This is a genomic window from Micromonospora coriariae (assembly GCF_900091455.1).
GTDB lineage: Bacteria > Actinomycetota > Actinomycetes > Mycobacteriales > Micromonosporaceae > Micromonospora > Micromonospora coriariae.
In genome coordinates, this window is sequence record NZ_LT607412.1 from 5,077,138 (window position 1) to 5,093,529 (window position 16,392).

17 protein-coding genes and 4 pseudogenes are annotated in these 16,392 nt (G+C 70.9%); 11 read left to right on the plus strand and 10 right to left on the minus strand.

All coding sequences use genetic code 11. The features are described from left to right. Window positions 1–56: 56 nt before the first annotated feature. The 3 genes from GA0070607_RS23625 to GA0070607_RS23635 all read right to left on the minus strand — a co-directional run bounded on the left by GA0070607_RS23625 (window position 57) and on the right by GA0070607_RS23635 (window position 1,939). A complete protein-coding gene (locus GA0070607_RS23625; protein ID WP_089020130.1) occupies window positions 57–464 on the minus strand; it encodes an arsenate reductase ArsC in 408 nt (135 codons plus the stop codon). 240 nt (window positions 465–704) lie between these two features. Then, on the minus strand, window positions 705–1,406 hold the full coding sequence (locus tag GA0070607_RS23630) for an arsenate reductase/protein-tyrosine-phosphatase family protein (RefSeq protein ID WP_089020131.1): 702 nt from the start codon (window positions 1,404–1,406) through the stop codon (window positions 705–707). 203 nt (window positions 1,407–1,609) lie between these two features. Continuing rightward, window positions 1,610–1,939, minus strand: coding sequence for an ArsR/SmtB family transcription factor (locus GA0070607_RS23635; protein ID WP_089022054.1), 330 nt, complete (start codon window positions 1,937–1,939; stop codon window positions 1,610–1,612). Window positions 1,940–2,001: 62 nt separating this feature from the next. Here GA0070607_RS23635 and GA0070607_RS23640 point away from each other — a divergent pair, with 62 nt between their 5' ends. Beyond that, the gene (locus GA0070607_RS23640; protein ID WP_089020132.1) at window positions 2,002–3,108 is read left to right on the plus strand and encodes a flavin-containing monooxygenase; all 1,107 of its coding nucleotides are present in this window, start codon (window positions 2,002–2,004) and stop codon (window positions 3,106–3,108) included. Here the strand turns inward: GA0070607_RS23640 and GA0070607_RS23645 are convergent. Next, the gene (locus GA0070607_RS23645) at window positions 3,080–3,457 is read right to left on the minus strand and encodes an ArsR/SmtB family transcription factor (RefSeq protein ID WP_089020133.1); all 378 of its coding nucleotides are present in this window, start codon (window positions 3,455–3,457) and stop codon (window positions 3,080–3,082) included. The genes GA0070607_RS23640 and GA0070607_RS23645 overlap by 29 nt on opposite strands. 509 nt (window positions 3,458–3,966) lie before the next feature. Here GA0070607_RS23645 and GA0070607_RS23655 point away from each other — a divergent pair. The 5 genes from GA0070607_RS23655 (at window position 3,967) to GA0070607_RS23675 (ending at window position 8,815) form a co-directional block, all read left to right on the plus strand. Further along, a complete protein-coding gene (locus GA0070607_RS23655) occupies window positions 3,967–5,226 on the plus strand; it encodes a M28 family metallopeptidase (RefSeq protein ID WP_231930208.1) in 1,260 nt (419 codons plus the stop codon). Between the two features lie 2 nt (window positions 5,227–5,228). Further along, a complete protein-coding gene (locus GA0070607_RS23660) occupies window positions 5,229–5,555 on the plus strand; it encodes an ArsR/SmtB family transcription factor (RefSeq protein WP_089020135.1) in 327 nt (108 codons plus the stop codon). Then, a complete protein-coding gene (locus GA0070607_RS23665; protein WP_089020136.1) occupies window positions 5,555–6,052 on the plus strand; it encodes a GNAT family N-acetyltransferase in 498 nt (165 codons plus the stop codon). The genes GA0070607_RS23660 and GA0070607_RS23665 overlap by 1 nt, the downstream gene beginning before the upstream one ends. Before the next feature lie 76 nt (window positions 6,053–6,128). Next, window positions 6,129–7,547 (plus strand): FAD-dependent oxidoreductase, encoded by a 1,419-nt coding sequence (locus tag GA0070607_RS23670; RefSeq protein ID WP_089020137.1) that lies wholly within the window; start codon window positions 6,129–6,131, stop codon window positions 7,545–7,547. Further along, the gene (locus GA0070607_RS23675) at window positions 7,547–8,815 is read left to right on the plus strand and encodes an MFS transporter (protein ID WP_089020138.1); all 1,269 of its coding nucleotides are present in this window, start codon (window positions 7,547–7,549) and stop codon (window positions 8,813–8,815) included. The genes GA0070607_RS23670 and GA0070607_RS23675 overlap by 1 nt, the downstream gene beginning before the upstream one ends. Before the next feature lie 69 nt (window positions 8,816–8,884). Here the strand turns inward: GA0070607_RS23675 and GA0070607_RS33555 are convergent. Then, window positions 8,885–9,073 (minus strand): annotated as a pseudogene (locus GA0070607_RS33555) (hypothetical protein); the annotation flags it as partial. 113 nt (window positions 9,074–9,186) lie between these two features. Between GA0070607_RS33555 and GA0070607_RS33045 the strand changes: the two are divergent. Beyond that, a pseudogene (locus tag GA0070607_RS33045) lies at window positions 9,187–9,596 on the plus strand (proton-conducting transporter transmembrane domain-containing protein); the annotation flags it as partial. 361 nt (window positions 9,597–9,957) lie between these two features. Beyond that, window positions 9,958–10,884: a peptidase M23 gene (locus GA0070607_RS23690; RefSeq protein WP_089020139.1), complete on the plus strand. Its 927-nt coding sequence runs from the start codon at window positions 9,958–9,960 to the stop codon at window positions 10,882–10,884. 97 nt (window positions 10,885–10,981) lie between these two features. Here the strand turns inward: GA0070607_RS23690 and GA0070607_RS23695 are convergent. The 4 genes and pseudogenes from GA0070607_RS23695 to GA0070607_RS32520 form a co-directional block, all read right to left on the minus strand. Next, window positions 10,982–11,236, minus strand: a pseudogene (locus GA0070607_RS23695) (multicopper oxidase domain-containing protein); the annotation flags it as partial. 159 nt (window positions 11,237–11,395) lie between these two features. After that, window positions 11,396–12,451: a CapA family protein gene (locus tag GA0070607_RS23700; protein ID WP_089020140.1), complete on the minus strand. Its 1,056-nt coding sequence runs from the start codon at window positions 12,449–12,451 to the stop codon at window positions 11,396–11,398. 228 nt (window positions 12,452–12,679) lie between these two features. Further along, a pseudogene (locus GA0070607_RS23705) lies at window positions 12,680–12,799 on the minus strand (IS110 family transposase); the annotation flags it as partial. 150 nt (window positions 12,800–12,949) lie between these two features. Next, window positions 12,950–13,252, minus strand: coding sequence for a hypothetical protein (locus GA0070607_RS32520; RefSeq protein WP_172899093.1), 303 nt, complete (start codon window positions 13,250–13,252; stop codon window positions 12,950–12,952). A gap of 247 nt (window positions 13,253–13,499) precedes the next feature. On the opposite strand from GA0070607_RS32520, the gene GA0070607_RS23715 reads away from it, so the two are divergent. The 3 genes from GA0070607_RS23715 to GA0070607_RS23725 all read left to right on the plus strand — a co-directional run bounded on the left by GA0070607_RS23715 (window position 13,500) and on the right by GA0070607_RS23725 (window position 16,131). Then, complete coding sequence (locus GA0070607_RS23715; RefSeq protein WP_089020143.1) at window positions 13,500–13,763, plus strand: GIY-YIG nuclease family protein; 264 nt, start codon at window positions 13,500–13,502, stop codon at window positions 13,761–13,763. A 185-nt stretch (window positions 13,764–13,948) separates the two neighbouring features. Next, the gene (locus GA0070607_RS23720; RefSeq protein ID WP_157743234.1) at window positions 13,949–15,304 is read left to right on the plus strand and encodes a hypothetical protein; all 1,356 of its coding nucleotides are present in this window, start codon (window positions 13,949–13,951) and stop codon (window positions 15,302–15,304) included. After that, entirely contained in the window at window positions 15,301–16,131 is an 831-nt protein-coding gene (locus GA0070607_RS23725; RefSeq protein WP_089020145.1) for a hypothetical protein, read from the plus strand. The genes GA0070607_RS23720 and GA0070607_RS23725 overlap by 4 nt, the downstream gene beginning before the upstream one ends. Window positions 16,132–16,183: 52 nt before the next feature. On the opposite strand, the gene GA0070607_RS34210 is transcribed toward GA0070607_RS23725, so the two are convergent. Continuing rightward, the gene (locus GA0070607_RS34210) at window positions 16,184–16,300 is read right to left on the minus strand and encodes an HNH endonuclease (RefSeq protein WP_408630849.1); all 117 of its coding nucleotides are present in this window, start codon (window positions 16,298–16,300) and stop codon (window positions 16,184–16,186) included. Window positions 16,301–16,392: the final 92 nt, after the last annotated feature.

The following is a 16,392-nucleotide window of genomic DNA, read 5'->3' on the forward strand; positions in this document are numbered from 1 at the left end:
CTGCGGGCCGAAGCCGGTGATAGGTCCAGTGGCCGGGCGGACGGTGCGGTCACGGGTCAGATGGCGGGGCGCAGTTCGGTGAGGAGCTTCTCCACCCGGGTGCGGATCTCGTCGCGGATGGGGCGTACGGCTTCGACGCCCTTGCCGGCGGGGTCGTCGAGCTTCCAGTCCTCGTAGCGCTTGCCGGGAAAGACGGGGCAGGTGTCACCGCAGCCCATGGTCACGATGACGTCCGAGGATTCGGCGGTGGCGTACTCGAGGAGCTTTGGGGTCTGGTCGGTGATGTCGATGCCGACCTCCCGCATGGCCTGCACCGCGGCGGGGTTGACCGTCTCGGCCGGGGCGGAGCCGGCGGAGCGGACCTCGACGGTGTCGCCGGCGAGGTGGCGCAGCCAGCCGGCGGCCATCTGGGACCGGCCGGCGTTGTGCACGCAGACGAACAGGACGCTGGGCCTGTCGGACATCAGGAGCCTTCCTTGCGGTGAGAGTCACCGGGTCGGTTGATGAGTGCCTGGTCGGGAATCGTCGGCAGGGCGCGGGCGGGGCCGCTGTTGCGGTCGAGGAACTGGTATTGGCCGGCGGGACGCGACGGATTCACCAGACGCCGATATGTCTTGCCCGCCCTACCGTGCTGCGCCTTGGTGCTTACGGGGTGCGGTGGGGCAACGCGTTGCGCTCGTTCATCGCGCACGTACGGGCTGGTGTCAGTCATCGCGGCTGGCCGACGTCGCGGCGGGGGCGACGATGGGGGCGACGCGGTCGACACGGGCGGCGAGATCGGCGAACGCGGCCTCGAACGCGGCGTCGGTGTCGACACGGACCGGGTCGGGCACCGACCAGTGCAGCCGGGGCGCGGCTGGGCCGGTGAGTTCCTCGTGGGCGTTGTCGCAGACCGCGATGACGAGATCGCCGTTGCGCACGACGTCCGCCACGTGCGCCGTGCCGGTCGGGTTCAGCCGCAGCCCGTGCCGGTGAGCCACGGCGACAGCGCGCGGATGAACCCGCTCGGCGGGCTTGGTTCCGGCGGACGCCGCCGAGGTGTGGGTGCGGTCGGACCAGAGGGCGGCGGCGAGCTGCGAGCGGGCGGAGTTGTGGGTGCAGACGAACACCACCCGACCCGCCTCGGGCAACGGCGCCGGCATCAACATGGCCAGGGCCTCGGGCCGCAGCCGCAGATAGGTGCGGCGGCGGTCTCCCTCGGACCGGCCGCGAACAACGAGTCCGGCCTCGGTGAGGACCTTGACGTGGTGGGCGACCAGATTCGTCGGCATCCTCAGGTCGTGGGCGATCTCACCAGGAGAGGCGTCGCCCAGGGTGAGGGCGTCGACGACCGCCAGGCGCGCCGGGTCCCCGAGCGCGGCGTGGATGCGGGCGCGCCCTTGCAGGGAATCAAGCTCAGTAGCCATTGAGTCAACTATTGCTGAGCGACTGTGGCGCTGTCAAATGACGACGAGGCGGTGGTCGATAGGGCGCGCTGAGAGCACCCGGCTGGGTGGGCGTTTGGCCGAGAGGGGTGATTCCTGGATCCGACAGGGGCCGCTTTCGCGGGCGGTTCGCGCCGATCGGCGAGCGGCTGGGGGAGTGCTGACGGTGGCGGCCCTGCTGTGGGTCAGCAGCAGGTCATGAGGTACGACTGCAGCTCGGCCAGCGCCGCGACGGCGCCGTCGCGGTCGGCGCGGTAGTACACGGACTTCCCGTCGCGCCGTGAAGTCACGATCCGCCCCCGGCGCAACAAGGTCAGCTGCTGAGACGCCGTCGCCTGGCTGATGCCCGTGCGTTCGGCGACTTCCCCGACCGACAGCTCGGCGCCTTTGGAGAACAGCATCATGATCCGCTGTCGCGTCGGGCTGCCCAGCGCCTTGAGGAACTCCTGCGTGTCCGGCGCCAGCCCCGTTGGTCCGGCGCCGGGCGCGACCGCTGCGGGCTCTGGCTGGTCCATGGCCCTACCTTCTCGCATCACCTTCATATTGTCATTCAACAAAATGACGATACGATGGTGGAGTGACCACCCCTTCAGAACCCGTCGTCATCGTCGGTGGCGGCCAGTCCGGTCTCGCCGCCGCTCGCGCCGCCCTCTCCGCTGGCCTGCGCCCCGTCGTCCTGGAGGCAGGCGCCGCGCCGGTGGGGTCCTGGCCCGACTACTACGACAGCCTCACCCTGTTCTCCCCTGCCCGATACAGCTCGCTGCCCGGCATGGCGTTCGACGGGGGAGACCCCGACCGATACCCGACCCGCGACGAGGTCGTCGCTTATCTGCACCGCTATTCCACGAGCATCGACGCCGAGATCCGCACCGGTACCCGGGTCACCGCTGTGCACGCGCGCCCACGCGGTGGCTACCTCGTCCATACCGACAGCGGCGACGAGATCGCCGCGGCGGGCATCGTCGCCGCGAGCGGCTCCTTCGGCAACCCGTACCTACCGGTGCTGCCCGGCCGACACAACTACGCCGGCGAGGTGCGGCACGTCGCGCACTACCGACGGCCCGAGCCCTACGCCGGAAAGCGGCTCCTCGTCGTGGGCGCCGGGAACTCCGCCATCCAGGTCGCCTACGAGCTGGCATCGCAGGCGCGGGTCACCCTGGCCGCCCGGGCGCCGATCCAGTTCATGCCCCAGCGCATCCGCGGCCGGGACCTGCATCACTGGCTCCGCGTCACCGGCGCGGATCTCCTGCCCCGATCGGTGCTCACCCGACTCGTCCGCCACGCCGCCGTGCTCGACACCGGCGTCTACCGCGACGCCATCGCCTCCGGCCTGCTCGCCCGCCGCGAGATGTTCACCGCCTTCACCGCCGACGGCGTCAGGTGGGCGGACGGTACTGAGGAGGCGGTCGACGCGGTGATCTTCGCGACCGGCTACCGCCCGAACCTCGGATACCTCGCTGCGCTGGGGGCCCTGGAGCGCGACGGTCTGCCCCGGCATGCGGGCGGTGTCTCCACCACCCACCCGCAGCTGGTCTACCTCGGTTTGGAGTTCCAACGGTCGTTCTCGTCGAACACTCTGCGCGGCGTTGGCCGCGACGCCACCCGCGTCCTCACCGCCCTCGCCCTGCCCGGCGGGCTGCGCCGTCGGCCGCGCCCTACGCCGCGGGGGTCGGTTCGACCGTGAGCAGCGCGGCGAGCTGGCGCAGGATGGCCGGGCGGGCGCGGTAGTAGACCCACGTTCCGCGTCGCTCGGCGTCGACGAGGCCGGCCTCGCGCAGCGTCCTGAGGTGGTGCGAGATGGTCGGTCCGGTGAGGTCGAAGGCAGGAGTGAGGTCGCAGACGCATGCCTCCCCGCCCTCCGCCGAGGCGATCATCGACATCAACTGCAGCCGCACCGGGTCGCCCAGGGCTTTGAACGCCGGAGCAAGCACTGCGGCGGTTTCGGCCGGCACCCGGCGCTGAGCCAGTGGTGGGCAGCACGGCGTGTCAGCGGTCAGATCCACGGGCGCGAGGGGCGTGCCTTGCTTTGACATGCCTCTAGGTTGACATCCTTCTAATCAACGTGCAACTCTCTGCTTAGACAGACGTCAAGACAGGCGTCGCGGGAAGGAGCTTGTCATGTTCTCCAGAGTCCGACGCTCAGCGGTGGATCGAGCGGGAGTGCGGTTTTGTGACTCCTGCGCCGCAGCGACCACCGCTGCGCAGCGCGCACAGCGAAGCTACGACCGCATCCGCACCAGCTACTACACCCTGACCGGCTCACGGTAACCAGGAAGGGAAGGGACAACGCGATGAGCGAGGACACCCAGACGGTCGCCGGCGGTTTCACCGGCGACCCGGCCGCCGCCTTGGCCGTGACCGGGTCGGGCTCCTGTTGCGGAAGCCCCGCACAGGGGGTCGGCTCGATCCTCCCGCCCGCCGGCGAAACAGCGACGACCGGCGGCCCGTGTTGCGGCACCCAACGGGCCGCCGAAGCGGCCGACTCATGCTGCGGCACCACGGCGAAGGCCGACGCCGTGCGCACCGGACAGGGGTGCTGCGGATGACCCCGGCAGCCGGCCCGCCCGCCACCATGAACGCGCGGCTCGCGGCCGTGTCCGCCGAGCGGATGACCACGACCGTCGCCGCCCTGGCCGCGGACGACTTCGCCGGTCGGCGGGTCGGCACACCGGGCGCGGCCGCAGCCCGCGCCTGGCTAGCCGACCACCTCACCGCCCTCGGCGCGAAGGTCGAAACCGACGACTTCCCGGTCCGAGCCGTGCCGGACATTCACGCCGCACCGACCGTCACATGGGGTGTCGGCGCCGTGTCGACGGATTTGACCTTCGGCCGTGAGGTGTCGATCCACCCGGCGTCCGCCGACACCATCGAGGTCAGGCGCGGCCCGCTGGGCGTGGCCGGTAGCGATGACCCCACCGGCCGCTGGCTGGTGGTGCCAGCGGGGATGAGCCTGTTCGACGCCTACCGTGACACCCGAGGGGCCGCCGGTCTGCTCCTGAGCCGCGCCGTCGACGCCGACGGATGGCAGTACACAGCCCTCGCGGGCCCGGACCCGGGGCCCCTGCCGGTCCTGACGCTCGACTCGCGCACGCACCCCGTCGTGCTGGACGCCGCCGGTGAGGGCTGGATGAGCGCAAACAGCCCACTGCGCCGCGTCGACGCCACCGGCACCAACATCTACGCCACCTTCGACCGACCCGCGCCCGGTGCGGTCGAGCTGCTGTTGACCGCCCATTACGACGGGGTCGGAGACCACCCCGGCCTGCGTCAGCCCGGCGCGTCCGACAACGCCAGCGGCGTCGCCGTGGTCCTGGAGGCCGCCCGAGTCCTGTCCGCCATGCTCCCCGACGACCTCGGACTGTCCGTCGCGCTGCTCGACGCCGAGGAGATCGGCGCCTTGGGCTCCGCCCACCACAGTTCCCGCCTGCGGGCCGGCGGCGGCAATCCGCTGGTCCTCAACGTCGACGGCGCCGGCCGCCTCGACCAGGCCGCCGCGGTCGAGGCCGGCGGTCCCGCCCACCGGCTGCTCGCCCTGCTCGACCAAGCCGGCCGCCACACCGGCCTCGCCCTCACTGCCGGGCCGGTGGCGTCGGACAACCGCCGCTACGGCGCCGCCGGGCTCGCGGCCGTGGGCATCGGTGCGGGAATGGCCGGCTACCACAGCCCCGCCGACACCCCCGATCGCGTCGACCCGCACACCCTGATGGCTATCGCCCGCCTGGTGGTCGCGACCGTGTCCCTCGCCGCGCTCGCACCCGCTACACTTCCATCGTTTATCGGCGATGAACGATCAAAGGTGTAGTGATGAACGACCTGCTCGATCGGGCGACGGCACAGACCTACGCGTCGTGGTTCCGGGCCCTCGCGGACCCGACCCGGGTGCAGATCGTGGAATACCTCGCCCGGCACGCTCGGCCGATGAGCGTCGGGGAGATCGTCACCGCGATCGGTCTGGCGCAGTCCACCGTCTCGCAGCACCTGAAGATCCTCACCGAGGTGCGGTTCGTCCTCGTCCAGCCGGTCGGCACCGCCCGGCACTACCGGATCAACGACGCCTGCGTCGGCTGCTTTCCCTCCGCCGCGGACGTGGTCATGGGCCGACCCGCCCCCAGCCCGAACGGAGCCTGCTGATGGCCGACATCACGGTGCGCCCCCTGCGGGACGACGACGCCGAGCGGGTCCTGGCGATCTACCAGGCCGGACTCGATGCCGGCAACGCCAGCTTCGAGACGACCGCACCCACCTGGGCGGCGTTCGACGCGGCAAAACTGCCCGAACACCGCTTCGTTGCCGTCGACGGGAATGACACGGTGCTCGGTTGGATCGCGGTCGCACCCGCCTCGACCCGCGCGGTCTACGCCGGGGTGGTCGAGCACTCCGTCTACGTCGACCCCGCCGCGCAGGGCCGCGGCGTCGCCCGGCTGCTGCTGGACACGCTGATCGCCTCCACCGAAGCCGCTGGCATCTGGACGATCCAGTCCGGTGTCTTCCCCGACAACGCCGCCAGCCTCACGCTGCACGAGCGGGCCGGCTTCCGTGTCATCGGCGTGCGCGAGCGGGTCGGTCGCCACCACGGCCGCTGGCGCGACGTCGTCCTGCTCGAGCGGCGCAGTCCCGTCGTCACCTGACCAACCCCGGCGCCGCACCAGTGGGTCCCCGTTACCCATGTGATTCGACAGTTATCAACACAGAGGAGTTTGATCGATGAGCACCCTGAACGAGCTACCCGTCGTGGTGATCGGCGCCGGGCCGGTCGGTCTGGCCGCCGCCGCGCACCTGCACGAGCGTGGCCTCGCCTTCACCGTCCTGGAAGCCGGCGAGACCCCGGGTGCGGCGGTGCGGCAGTGGGGGCACGTGCGGGTGTTCTCCCCGTGGCGCTACAACATCGACCCGGCCGCCCGGCGGCTTCTGGACGAGGCGGGCTGGGTCGCCCCCGACCTGGAGGCCCTGCCGACCGGGGCGGAGCTGGTCGGGGACTACCTCCGGCCCCTCGCGGACCTGCCCCAGCTCAAGCCGTACGTGCGCTACGGCGCGCGGGTCGAGGCGATCAGCCGTCTGGGTCTGGACCGGCTACGCACCGCCGGCCGCGAGTTAACGCCGTTCCTGATCCGCCTCGCCGACGGCGACGAGTTGCTGGCCCGCGCCGTTGTCGACGCCTCCGGTACCTGGGGGATGCCGAACGTCCTGGGCGCGTCCGGGCTGCCCGCCCACGGCGAGAGCACTGTCGCTGCGTACCTGGAGCACGCGCTGCCCGATGTTCTCGGCGCGGCCCGGGACCGCTTCGCCGGCCGGCACACCCTGGTCGTCGGGGCCGGTCACTCCGCCGCGAACACGCTGCTGTCCCTGGCCGAGCTGGCCGAAGCCACGCCGGGCACCGAGGTGACCTGGGCGATCCGGACCGCCTCGCCGACGCGGACGTACGGCGGCGGGGACGCCGACGCGCTGCCCGCGCGCGGTGCCCTGGGCTCACGGCTGCGCGCGCACGTCGACGCCGGCCGGATCCGGCTGCTCACCGGCTTCTGGGTGCACGCACTCACCCCCGCCGACGGGCGGGTGAGTGTCGTCGTGCGGCACGCCGACGGCGGCGACGAGTCCGTCACCGTGGACCGGATCGTCGCGGCCACGGGCTTCCGACCGGACCACTCGATCACCGCCGAGCTGCGCCTGGACCTCGACCCGATCATGGGCGCCACCCGCGCCCTCGCGCCGCTGATCGACCCGAACGAGCACTCCTGCGGCACTGTGCCCCCGCACGGCGTGAACGAGCTCGCCCACCCGGAGCCCGGCTACTACGCCGTCGGTATGAAGTCCTACGGCCGGGCGCCGACGTTCCTCATGGCCACCGGCTACGAGCAGGTCCGCTCCGTGGTCGCCGCCCTCGCCGGCGACTGGGCCGCCGCCCGCGACGTCCAGCTCGACCTGCCCGAAACCGGCGTCTGCAACAGCAACCCCGCCGACTCCGGCACCGGCGACAGTTGCTGCGCACCGGCGCCCACCGCCAAGCCCGCAGCGCGCGGACTCGCCACCGGCATCACCGGGGGCCTGCTGTCCACACCCTTGAACCTGGTCACCCTCGACGCCGCCCCCGCCGGCGGTCAGGCCGGCGGCTGCTGCGGCAGCTGATGCTCACCACCGCGACGGTGCCCGCCGACCCCACAGTCGGCGGGCACCACGCCCACAGCTGGCGAATCGTCGCCGCCCTGGCCATCACCTCCACCATCGGCTACGGCACCCTCTACTACGCCTACCCAGTGCTGCTGCGCCCCATGGCCGCCACCCTCGACGCCTCCACCACCGCCGTCACCGGCGCGCTCACCGTCTCCGTCCTCGCGGGCGCCGTCATGGCCATCCCGGTCGGCAGGTGGCTCGACCACCACGGCGGGCGCGCGCTGATGACCGCCGGGTCGATCGCCGCTACCGCTCTGCTCGTGGCCTGGTCCCAGGTGCAGACCATCGGCCAGCTCTACACCGTCATGATCGGCATCGGCATCACCGGCGCGATGGTGCTCTACGAGCCAGCCTTCGCCGTCATCATCGCCTGGTTCACCCCCGACCGGCGCGCCACGGCCCTGCTCGCCGTCACCATCGTGGCCGGCTTCGCCAGCACCATTTTCATGCCCCTGACCGGTCTCCTGGCCGCACACCTCGGCTGGCGCGGCGCACTCCTCGTCCTTGCCGTCATCCACGGGCTGCTCACCGTGCCTCTGCACGCACTCACCATCCGCCGACCCCGCACATCAACGGCGCCGACACGTGCTGACCCCACACCGCCGGCCCACGCCCAGCGGCGCGCGATCGTCACGGCCGCGATGCGCGACGCCCGATTCTGGATCCTGACCGCAACGTTCATCGCGCAAGGCGCGGCCACCAGCACCATGACCGTCCACCTCGTCGGCTACCTGATCAGCCGCGGCCACCCCGCCACCTTCGCCGCCACCGCCACCGGCCTGCTCGGCGTCCTGTCGGTCACCGGCCGACTCGTCCTCACCGCCGCCCGCCGACACCTACGCGTCACCACGATCGTGGCCGCCGTCTTCACCACCCAGGCCGCCGCCGTCCTCACCATGCCCCTACTCGCCGACACCCGCGCCGGCGCTGTCATCACCGTCGTCGGCTTCGGACTCGGCTTCGGCATCACCAGCCTCGCCACCCCAGCCCTGCTCGCCGACCGCTACGGCACCACCGCCTACGCCACCATCGCCGGACGCCTCGCCGCCCCCGTCACCATCGCCAAAGCCACCGCACCCCTGGCAGCCGCCGTTCTCCTGCACACCGCTGGCGGATACACACCGCTGCTCACCGCCGTCGCCACCTGCTGCGCACTCGCCGCGATCGGTATGACCACGCGAGCGAGAACACCTGCGCCGCAACCCTTCACCGCCCAGAGTTGAGGCGATCAACCAAGTCGCGCCCGGTCTGAACCGCTGCACGGTCACACGGGCGTCGGGTCCGACAACTCGCTCACATTTGTCCTCGGAGCCTCGCCCCTGCGGCTCGCAGCAATCGGGATGGTGTCGGTACACCCGCAGATCACGTCCGTGACGGAGTGCTACCTCGGACGTGACCTCGTACAGGCACGCCTGCCACACGACGTTCTCCCCGCCGCAGCGGACCACCTGGCCGTCACCCGGCCCGCCGCGCAGCAACACGTCCGGGACTGTGGATCTAACGGTGTGGGAGTGAAGCAAATTGGGTGCAGGCCGCCGAAGTGGTCACCCTCCCGAAGCGTTCAGCCGATCCCGCACGAGCCGAGCTGCTGAGCACCGCGGCGCTGCCCGAGCACGGGGACCTCGCCCACCGGGGAGGGGGGAGTCCGGCGGCCCTGGGTCGGCGGGAGCGCTGCTGGTGGCGCTGCTCGGCCTGGTGGCGATCCCACCCACCGCCGTGTTCGTCGGCAAGCTCACGACGGCCACCGCCGCGTGGGATGGAGGTTATGCCTGGCTTGCGGTCGTCGGCTTCCTGAACACGTTGGTCAGCCTGTTCTACTACCTGCGCTGGATCGTCCCGACCTGCCGCGACCTCGCGCTCGCATCGCCGAACAGGGACCACCCCCGTCGTATGACACGCCGGGTAGGCGATGGTCGGCGAGGGGTGCGGCGGCGGCTGGCCGCCCTCAGCCTCGCGGTGGGTGTCGCCGCACGCCTGCTGCGGAGCGTGGCGGCATCGCCGTAGGCACCGAACAGGCCCCTCCGGTGAACGTGAACGGCGTCGGCAACCCCTGCGACTAGACGTGGGATGCGGGGATCAAATAGGGGCGAATTCGCCGATCTGCTATCGGCATTCTCGCGAACGGCTGAACCCGATATCACCTGAAAGGTTGAGCTAGCCGATCATCAGGCAGCGCCTGGCTTGCTGCGTCGTTCCTGCCTTGCCCTGCGGTGAGCGCAGGAAATGACCGGTTCGCCCGGACGGCGAGGGTTCACCCCGTGGCCGCCGGAGTGGCCCTGAGGCTCCCGTTGCCGAGGGGCAAAGTGTGGCCATCGCCACATGATCACCGTGTGTAACTGCCGTAGCCCCTGCTTAGCCTCGTCCAATGCGTAACGACGGCAACCTCGATGACCACCACGGCCTCGGCGGACCGGCTGACCGATCGGACGATGTCACCCCAACCAATTGGGCAGTCAGCGGATTCAAGTACCGCTTCTCCAACGCCCTGTCCCGGCTTGCGGGCCTCGGGGGTCTCGATAACCAGGCCGCCGACCGGCGGCGCCGGAACCGGATGACGATCATCAGCGGTGCGGCCTGCTGCCTCGGCCTGGTCGGCTTCAGCCTGATTCCCGCGAACCCCGCCGGTCAGTCACCGACCCCCGACCAACGCGCCGAGATCGCCCAGCGCGCGGAAGCCGACGCCGCCTCCCGCGGAAAGGCCCGCGAGTCCGTCGCCCCGGTCACCGAAAGCCCCGCCCCCTCAAGCTCCCCGTCGCCGACGGCAGAGCCCACCCCCTCGACCAAGCCCACCCCCTCGACCAAGCCCACCCGCTCGGCCAAGGCGACCGCGAAGCCCAAGCCGAAGCCGAAGCGGATCACCCCGGTCGCTGGGCTGGATCAGGCCCAGATGGACAACGCGACGGCGATCGTCCGCGCCGGGCAGAAGATGGACGTCCCCCGCCGGGCCCTCGTCATCGCGGTGGCCACGGCGATGCAGGAGAGCAACCTGTACAACTACGCCAGCGGCGTGCTGCCGGAGTCGCAGAACTACCCGCACCAGGCCATCGGCTGGGACCACGACTCCGTCGGGCTCTTCCAGCAACGGCCCAGCACCGGCTGGGGCGCTGTTCCGGACTTGATGAAGCCCGAGTACGCCACTCAGCAGTTCCTCACCGCCCTGTTGGAGGTCCCCGGCTGGCAGGACCTTCCGCTGACCGTCGCCGCGCAGACTGTGCAGGTGTCGGCGTTCGGATGGCTGTACGCCCAGCACGAGTGGCGGGCCACCGAGGTCGTGGACGCCGTCGTCTCCTGACGGCCGCTCCCGAGCGGCTCCCTCCAGTGCCACTCGGGCACCGCTTTGGCGAAAGGCGCCTGGACTGTCGATAGGGACCGTCGAGGCAGCCTCCGTCCCGGTAGCCGAGGGTGGCCATCATGCCGGGCTCGGCGTGGTAGGCGTTGTGGCAGTGGGCCATCCCGCGGCCCGGGTTATCAGCGTCGAATTCGACGGTGACCGTCCGGCCGGGAACGACGATGACAGCGTCCTTGCGGACGCCGCCACCGGCCACGGCAAAGGTGTGCCCGTGCAGGTGCATCGGGTGAAACATTTGGCTGCGGCTGACGAACTCCAGCCGGACCCTCACGGAGCCCCGCCCGCAGTGACGCGGCGTACCGCTTAAGGGAGTGGCATGAGGCCGACGGCTGCACGAGCTGCACTCGGCGGTGCTCACGGAGCTGTGGGTCCGCGCGGTTTAAGCTGCGCGTGTCGACGTCGGCTGAAGATTCACTCCTCCGTGCTCCACATTGCCGGACTGTGCTTTGCCCGACTACTGGGCGGGGCTCGCGGCGAGTCCGGTGCAGGCGTGAAGGCCCGCGTACTTCTGGCGGATCCGGGCCGTGTCCTCGCCGTCGGCGAGTTCGGGTCGACCGGTGCGTCGGGAGATCGTCGCGGGTACCAGTTCCGTCTTCGAGATCGCCGAGGCGGCGAGGGTCACCCGCAGCACCCCCGTGTCGTTGCTGTACGCGTCGTCGCGCCACCAAAGAAAGTTGCCGAGTCCGTACTGGACGAAGGTCTTGCCGAGCCACCCGTCGCCGAGCAGTAGGTGGGCGTGGGTGCCGACCACGATCGAGGCACCCGCCTCGGCCATCTTGTCAGCGAACGCGCGAGCCTCGGCGGGTGGACACGCCTTGCCCTCGGTGCCCCAGTGGACGTAGACGACGACCACGCTGGCCTGGCGCCGGGCGGCGCGCACCGCCGCGACGGCGCGCGGCAGGTCCCGGGTCAGCGCGATGCCGGCCCGGGTGTCGGTGGCTTTCCACTCCGACCACAGCTCGGAGACCTGGCTGAAGCCGAGGACAGCAATTCTGGTACCGCGTATCTCGGTGATCCACGGCCTGTACGCCGCCGCCGCGTCGGCGCCCGCCCCGACGGCCGGCAACCCGACGGTCCTGGCTGCGTCCACGGTGTCGGCCAGCCCCGTCCGCCCGTAGTCCAACGCGTGGTTGTTCGCGATCGACACGACGTCGATGCCGGCGGCCTTTACTGCGTCATACGCGCCTGCTGGCGCCTGGAAATGGAACTCCTTCGGCTCGGGAGCGCCGCGTGTGGTGACCGCCGTTTCCAGGTTGACCATCGCCAGGTCTGCGGCCGGCAGGGTCGACGAGATCGACCCGAACGCGGTCGCCGGGTCGCCCAACAGGTCGGCCGTACGGCCGGCGAAGTGCACGTCGCCCGCGAAGGCCAAGGTGATTTCGGCGGGGGGCGACGGGAAGCCTGCAGGGGCGGAGCGGGTGGGCACACCGGCCGGCGGCGTCCGGGCGGCATCGCACGCCGTAACAGTCAGGGTCGCCGCCAGCGCGACGAAGGAACGTGCCCATTTCACTCAGCGCAGCGTACGGAAACCCGCCAGACCCTGAGCCTACTTGGCCAGAATTGCCCTCGGCCTGACCTGCGTGATGTCGGGGCCGAGATGGCAAGGTAGAAAAAATCTGGACGACAGTCCCTGGCGGCACCCGAGCTCTCGGGTGCCGGCCAGCGGCAGATCCAGTCATGGGCGGCGGCTGACCCGGCCCTGCCGGGGCAGCACGCCGGCATACGTGTGAACCGGCTCAGGGGCATGCGACGTAGCGACGACGAGCTTGCGGCGGCCGGCCTTGCGTAGCCCGGCCGGGCCGCCGCAGCGCGACAGCAGCTCCAGCACGGCCTTGTGCTGCACCTTCGGGCCGAGCACGGTCCATCCGCCGAGCGGCGCTCCGCGTGGTCCGGCGAACAGCGCGACGGCCGCACCACGACAGCGCCAATTGGCGCGGCCGATCCGGGGCTCTGGCCGGACCTTCAGCTTGCTGGCCTCCTCGGTTGCGCCAAGCGGTCACCCGTGCAGCTAGGCTGGTGCAAGCATCAGAGTCGTGCCGAGCGTCATCGGCGGTGGGGCAATGAATCGTGTCGCCCCTCGGACACGAACCATTACCCCACGGTGCGCGCTGAGATCGATTGCAGCGCGCACCGTTTGCGTTTCAGGCTGGTAGTTCAGCCGGAGACCGAGTTGCCGGTAGACCTCGGCCTTGTCGGCGGGATCGGCGTCGCGGAGCACGGTGGTGATGTCGCCGAGCGCGGTCACCAGGGCCGTGATCTCTGCTCGGCTCGTCCGGCGCGGGGTGGCACCCGCAATGGCGCGGAGGACCACGAGGAGGACCGTCAGTTCCCGCGTACCCCGATCTGGTGTGACGCCAAGCTCGACGGCGCTGGTCGCTGCCGACGCCGCAATGACCACGACGGCCCGTGCGGAACCACGGCGGAGTAGCCGCCGTGCATGCCCGACCCCTTGATCGACGGTCTGCTGGCCAGCTTCACGGCTCCCCAGCCGTACACGATGGAGGCTGTCGCCGACGCTCCCCGCGCACCCGCGTGCACGTGGTCCCCGACGGGGGCAGGTGATCTACGTCAGCCGGACCGGAAACCTCCGCAACCGCCTCCGGCAGCACCTGACCGGTAACCGCGCGTCGTCGGTGTTGCACGAGCAGCTCGTCCAGCTCCTCGACGAGCAGGGCGCGGTGGCGACAGCGCAGGACATCGCCGACTGGCTGGGTCGCTGCGAGGTCCGCTGGCAGGAGACCGACAACTCGGAGGGTGCGAAGGAGGCCCTGGTCCTGGCCCTCAATCCCCGCTTCAACCGGCAGGTGCCGAAGGCGCGCTGATGAAACGCGCGGAGCTGGGAGGAGGCCGAGGCGTGCGGAGGCTCGTGCGCCCCATCGTCCACCGCGGGTGGACGGGACCTAGATCAAGAGCGGGGCGGGCGGTGGGGTACAACGCCAGTGGCGAGCCCGGTACTAGGATCTCGCCTGGCCGTCGGTACCGCGGCTGGCCGACACGGGGAGGTGTCATGCGACGTCGTCAACTGCTGGCGTCCGGGGTAACTGCGGCCATCGGGCTCAGTGCCGGGGAGCTACTGAGAGCAGCGCCGGCCGCCGCCGCGGCGGCCCCGCTGAGGAGCGTCGGCGTCCAGCTGCCGGTGGACGACCTGCGCGCGATCGAGCTCGACGAGGCGCGCGGCCGCCTCTACCTCGCACAGGGGGTCGGTGGCGGACTGCCGCTGGTGGTGACCGACCTCGACGGTCGGCTGCTGTCCCGGATCACCGCCGTCGCTGACATCTCCGACCTCGTCCTCAGCGACGACGGACGCATCCTGTACGCGGCCCAGGGCTTCAACCGGATCATCGCGTTGGACGCCGCCACGCTCACCATCATCGCCAGCTATCCCGCACCCGTCGGCGCCCACCTGTACACGGTCGAACCGACCGGCGAGAAGGTCATCGGCGGGTTCATCGACGCCGGTATCGGCTCCGGCGGTCTGCTGATCTGGTCCGCGCCCGGAATCCCGCCAGTGGTCTACACCGAAGGCCCCAACTACCACCCGATCATCGACGCCAGCCCCGGCGCGCCCGGTCTCCTCGTCGCCGGCGACACCGGGTATTCGCCCGTCACCACGTACGTCATCGACGTCTCCGGCGACCGCCCGACGATCATCGCCCGGCGGGACAACACCGGCAGCAACCTCATCGACTACGCCGTGAGCCCGGACGGCACCGAGGTGGTGGAGACGGTCGGCCACCCGTACGAGCACCACTCGTACCGGCTGCCGGATCTCGCCGACGCCACCGTCTATCCGAGCGGCGTCTATCCGCAGGACGCCGCCTGGTCCGGGGACGGCTCGACCGTCGCCATCGGCCGCGCCTCGACCTCCTCCGGTGACGCGGACGTCTACCTCTACGGCAAGGGCAGCACTGTCCCGACGTACGCCGTCGACTTCCGCAGCGGCGACAGTCTCTGGGAGGGCACGCTGCTGGTCAACCGGGACGGCACCCGCGCCTGGGCGGTCACCTCGACCGACCCCTACCAGGAAACCCAGCTGCTGCACTCCTTCGGGCCGGCGCACCCGCCGAAGCCGCCGGTCACCGATCTGGCCGTCACCGCCCAGGTCGGGACCGGCAAGGAGAAGCAGACCGCGCAGCTCACCGTGACCTGGAGCTCGCCCATCGGTGACGACAATTACTGGTGGATCACCGCGTCGACCAACGGCGGGGCGGAGCGGGAGTTCTGGCGCAGCAAGCTGGACGTCAGCGGCAAATACACCCTCACCTACTCGCTGCCTCGCGGCACCACCACCTTCACGGTCCGGTACCGCGACTACTACGAGTTCTATCCTGACGGCTACGCAACCGCGACGCTGCAGCGATGAGCGCACCCGTCCGGCGGCGCCCTCCGCTCCTCCGCTACGGCCTACTGGCGCCGCTGCTGCTCGCCACGGGCGCTGCCGGCTGCGGCGAATCCGGTGCTGCCGGAGCCGCCTGGGCCACCCCGGCGCCCACCGTGGTGGCGACGGCGCCCACCGTCGTGGCGACGGCGCCCACCGCGGCGGCGACGATGAGTGCCGCCACGGCGGTGACCCCCACGCCCAGCAACCTGCCCGCGAGCGCCTCCCCGACGCCCAAGCCGCGCACGTCGGCGACAGCGCGGGCCGGCTCGGCCGCCGCCCCGGCCCCCGCCGGTAGGGCCACCCCGGCCCCGGAATTCCCCCGCGGCTACACCCTGCTGTCGCAGACCTGCACCCTTCAGGCCGGCAATCAGGTGTACGTCTCGCGCAGCGGCAAGACGAAGGGAAACTTCCGCTTCTGCACCCAGCGGCTGCGCAAGAACGACACGGGCGCCTACCACCTCAACCCGTACGTCTTCGTCGAGCCGTTCTTCTACGACGACGGCCGATGGACCCCGGACTCGCGTGAGCCGCTGAGCCTGACCATCACCTGCCGGGTCAGCCACGCCGGCGAACAGGACTACTCCCTCACCGCCACCTCACCGAGCGGGAACGGGCCCGGGCACACCGCGTCCTGCGGCCGGCTGGTCCCGCACGCGGTCACCCCGACGACCGGCAGCGACGCTTACACGATCCGGTTCAGCGGCTACACCTCGGGCGGTTACTACGGGGTGCTCGCCTTCGACACCGAGGTGCACTTCCCGGGCGCCGGCAAGCCGACCCCGGAGCAGCGGGTGACCGTACCGGACTGACGCGCACGTACCACCATTACGCCCCTAACTACGCCGACACCGAGTTTTTTACTCATGCCCGGCAGACCATGGGCCTCGACATCGGGATCCACATCAGGCCCTTGTCGAAGAGGTTGTGCACGTCTGCGCGAAGCAGCAAACCGTTCATCCGTCGTATACCCCCGGTCATCTCCCGCCGTTCTGACCCGGGCGGCTCCGCGTCAAGAACCAGGGAATTCAGTCGCGGGGATGGACTGGCTGATACGGGAGGCCGCTCTGCTG

Coding starts and splice junctions, on each gene's coding strand:
- GA0070607_RS23725 (WP_089020145.1), top strand. CDS start 15,301: ATGAGCGCACCCGTCCGGCGGCGCCCTCCGCTCCTCCGCTACGGCCTA.
- GA0070607_RS23660 (WP_089020135.1), top strand. CDS start 5,229: ATGAACGACCTGCTCGATCGGGCGACGGCACAGACCTACGCGTCGTGG.
- GA0070607_RS23665 (WP_089020136.1), top strand. CDS start 5,555: ATGGCCGACATCACGGTGCGCCCCCTGCGGGACGACGACGCCGAGCGG.
- GA0070607_RS23690 (WP_089020139.1), top strand. CDS start 9,958: ATGCGTAACGACGGCAACCTCGATGACCACCACGGCCTCGGCGGACCG.
- GA0070607_RS23675 (WP_089020138.1), top strand. CDS start 7,547: ATGCTCACCACCGCGACGGTGCCCGCCGACCCCACAGTCGGCGGGCAC.
- GA0070607_RS23655 (WP_231930208.1), top strand. CDS start 3,967: ATGACCCCGGCAGCCGGCCCGCCCGCCACCATGAACGCGCGGCTCGCG.
- GA0070607_RS23645 (WP_089020133.1), bottom strand. CDS start 3,457: ATGTCAAAGCAAGGCACGCCCCTCGCGCCCGTGGATCTGACCGCTGAC.
- GA0070607_RS23630 (WP_089020131.1), bottom strand. CDS start 1,406: ATGGCTACTGAGCTTGATTCCCTGCAAGGGCGCGCCCGCATCCACGCC.
- GA0070607_RS23720 (WP_157743234.1), top strand. CDS start 13,949: ATGCGACGTCGTCAACTGCTGGCGTCCGGGGTAACTGCGGCCATCGGG.
- GA0070607_RS23635 (WP_089022054.1), bottom strand. CDS start 1,939: ATGGACCAGCCAGAGCCCGCAGCGGTCGCGCCCGGCGCCGGACCAACG.
- GA0070607_RS23670 (WP_089020137.1), top strand. CDS start 6,129: ATGAGCACCCTGAACGAGCTACCCGTCGTGGTGATCGGCGCCGGGCCG.
- GA0070607_RS23625 (WP_089020130.1), bottom strand. CDS start 464: ATGTCCGACAGGCCCAGCGTCCTGTTCGTCTGCGTGCACAACGCCGGC.
- GA0070607_RS34210 (WP_408630849.1), bottom strand. CDS start 16,300: ATGACCGGGGGTATACGACGGATGAACGGTTTGCTGCTTCGCGCAGAC.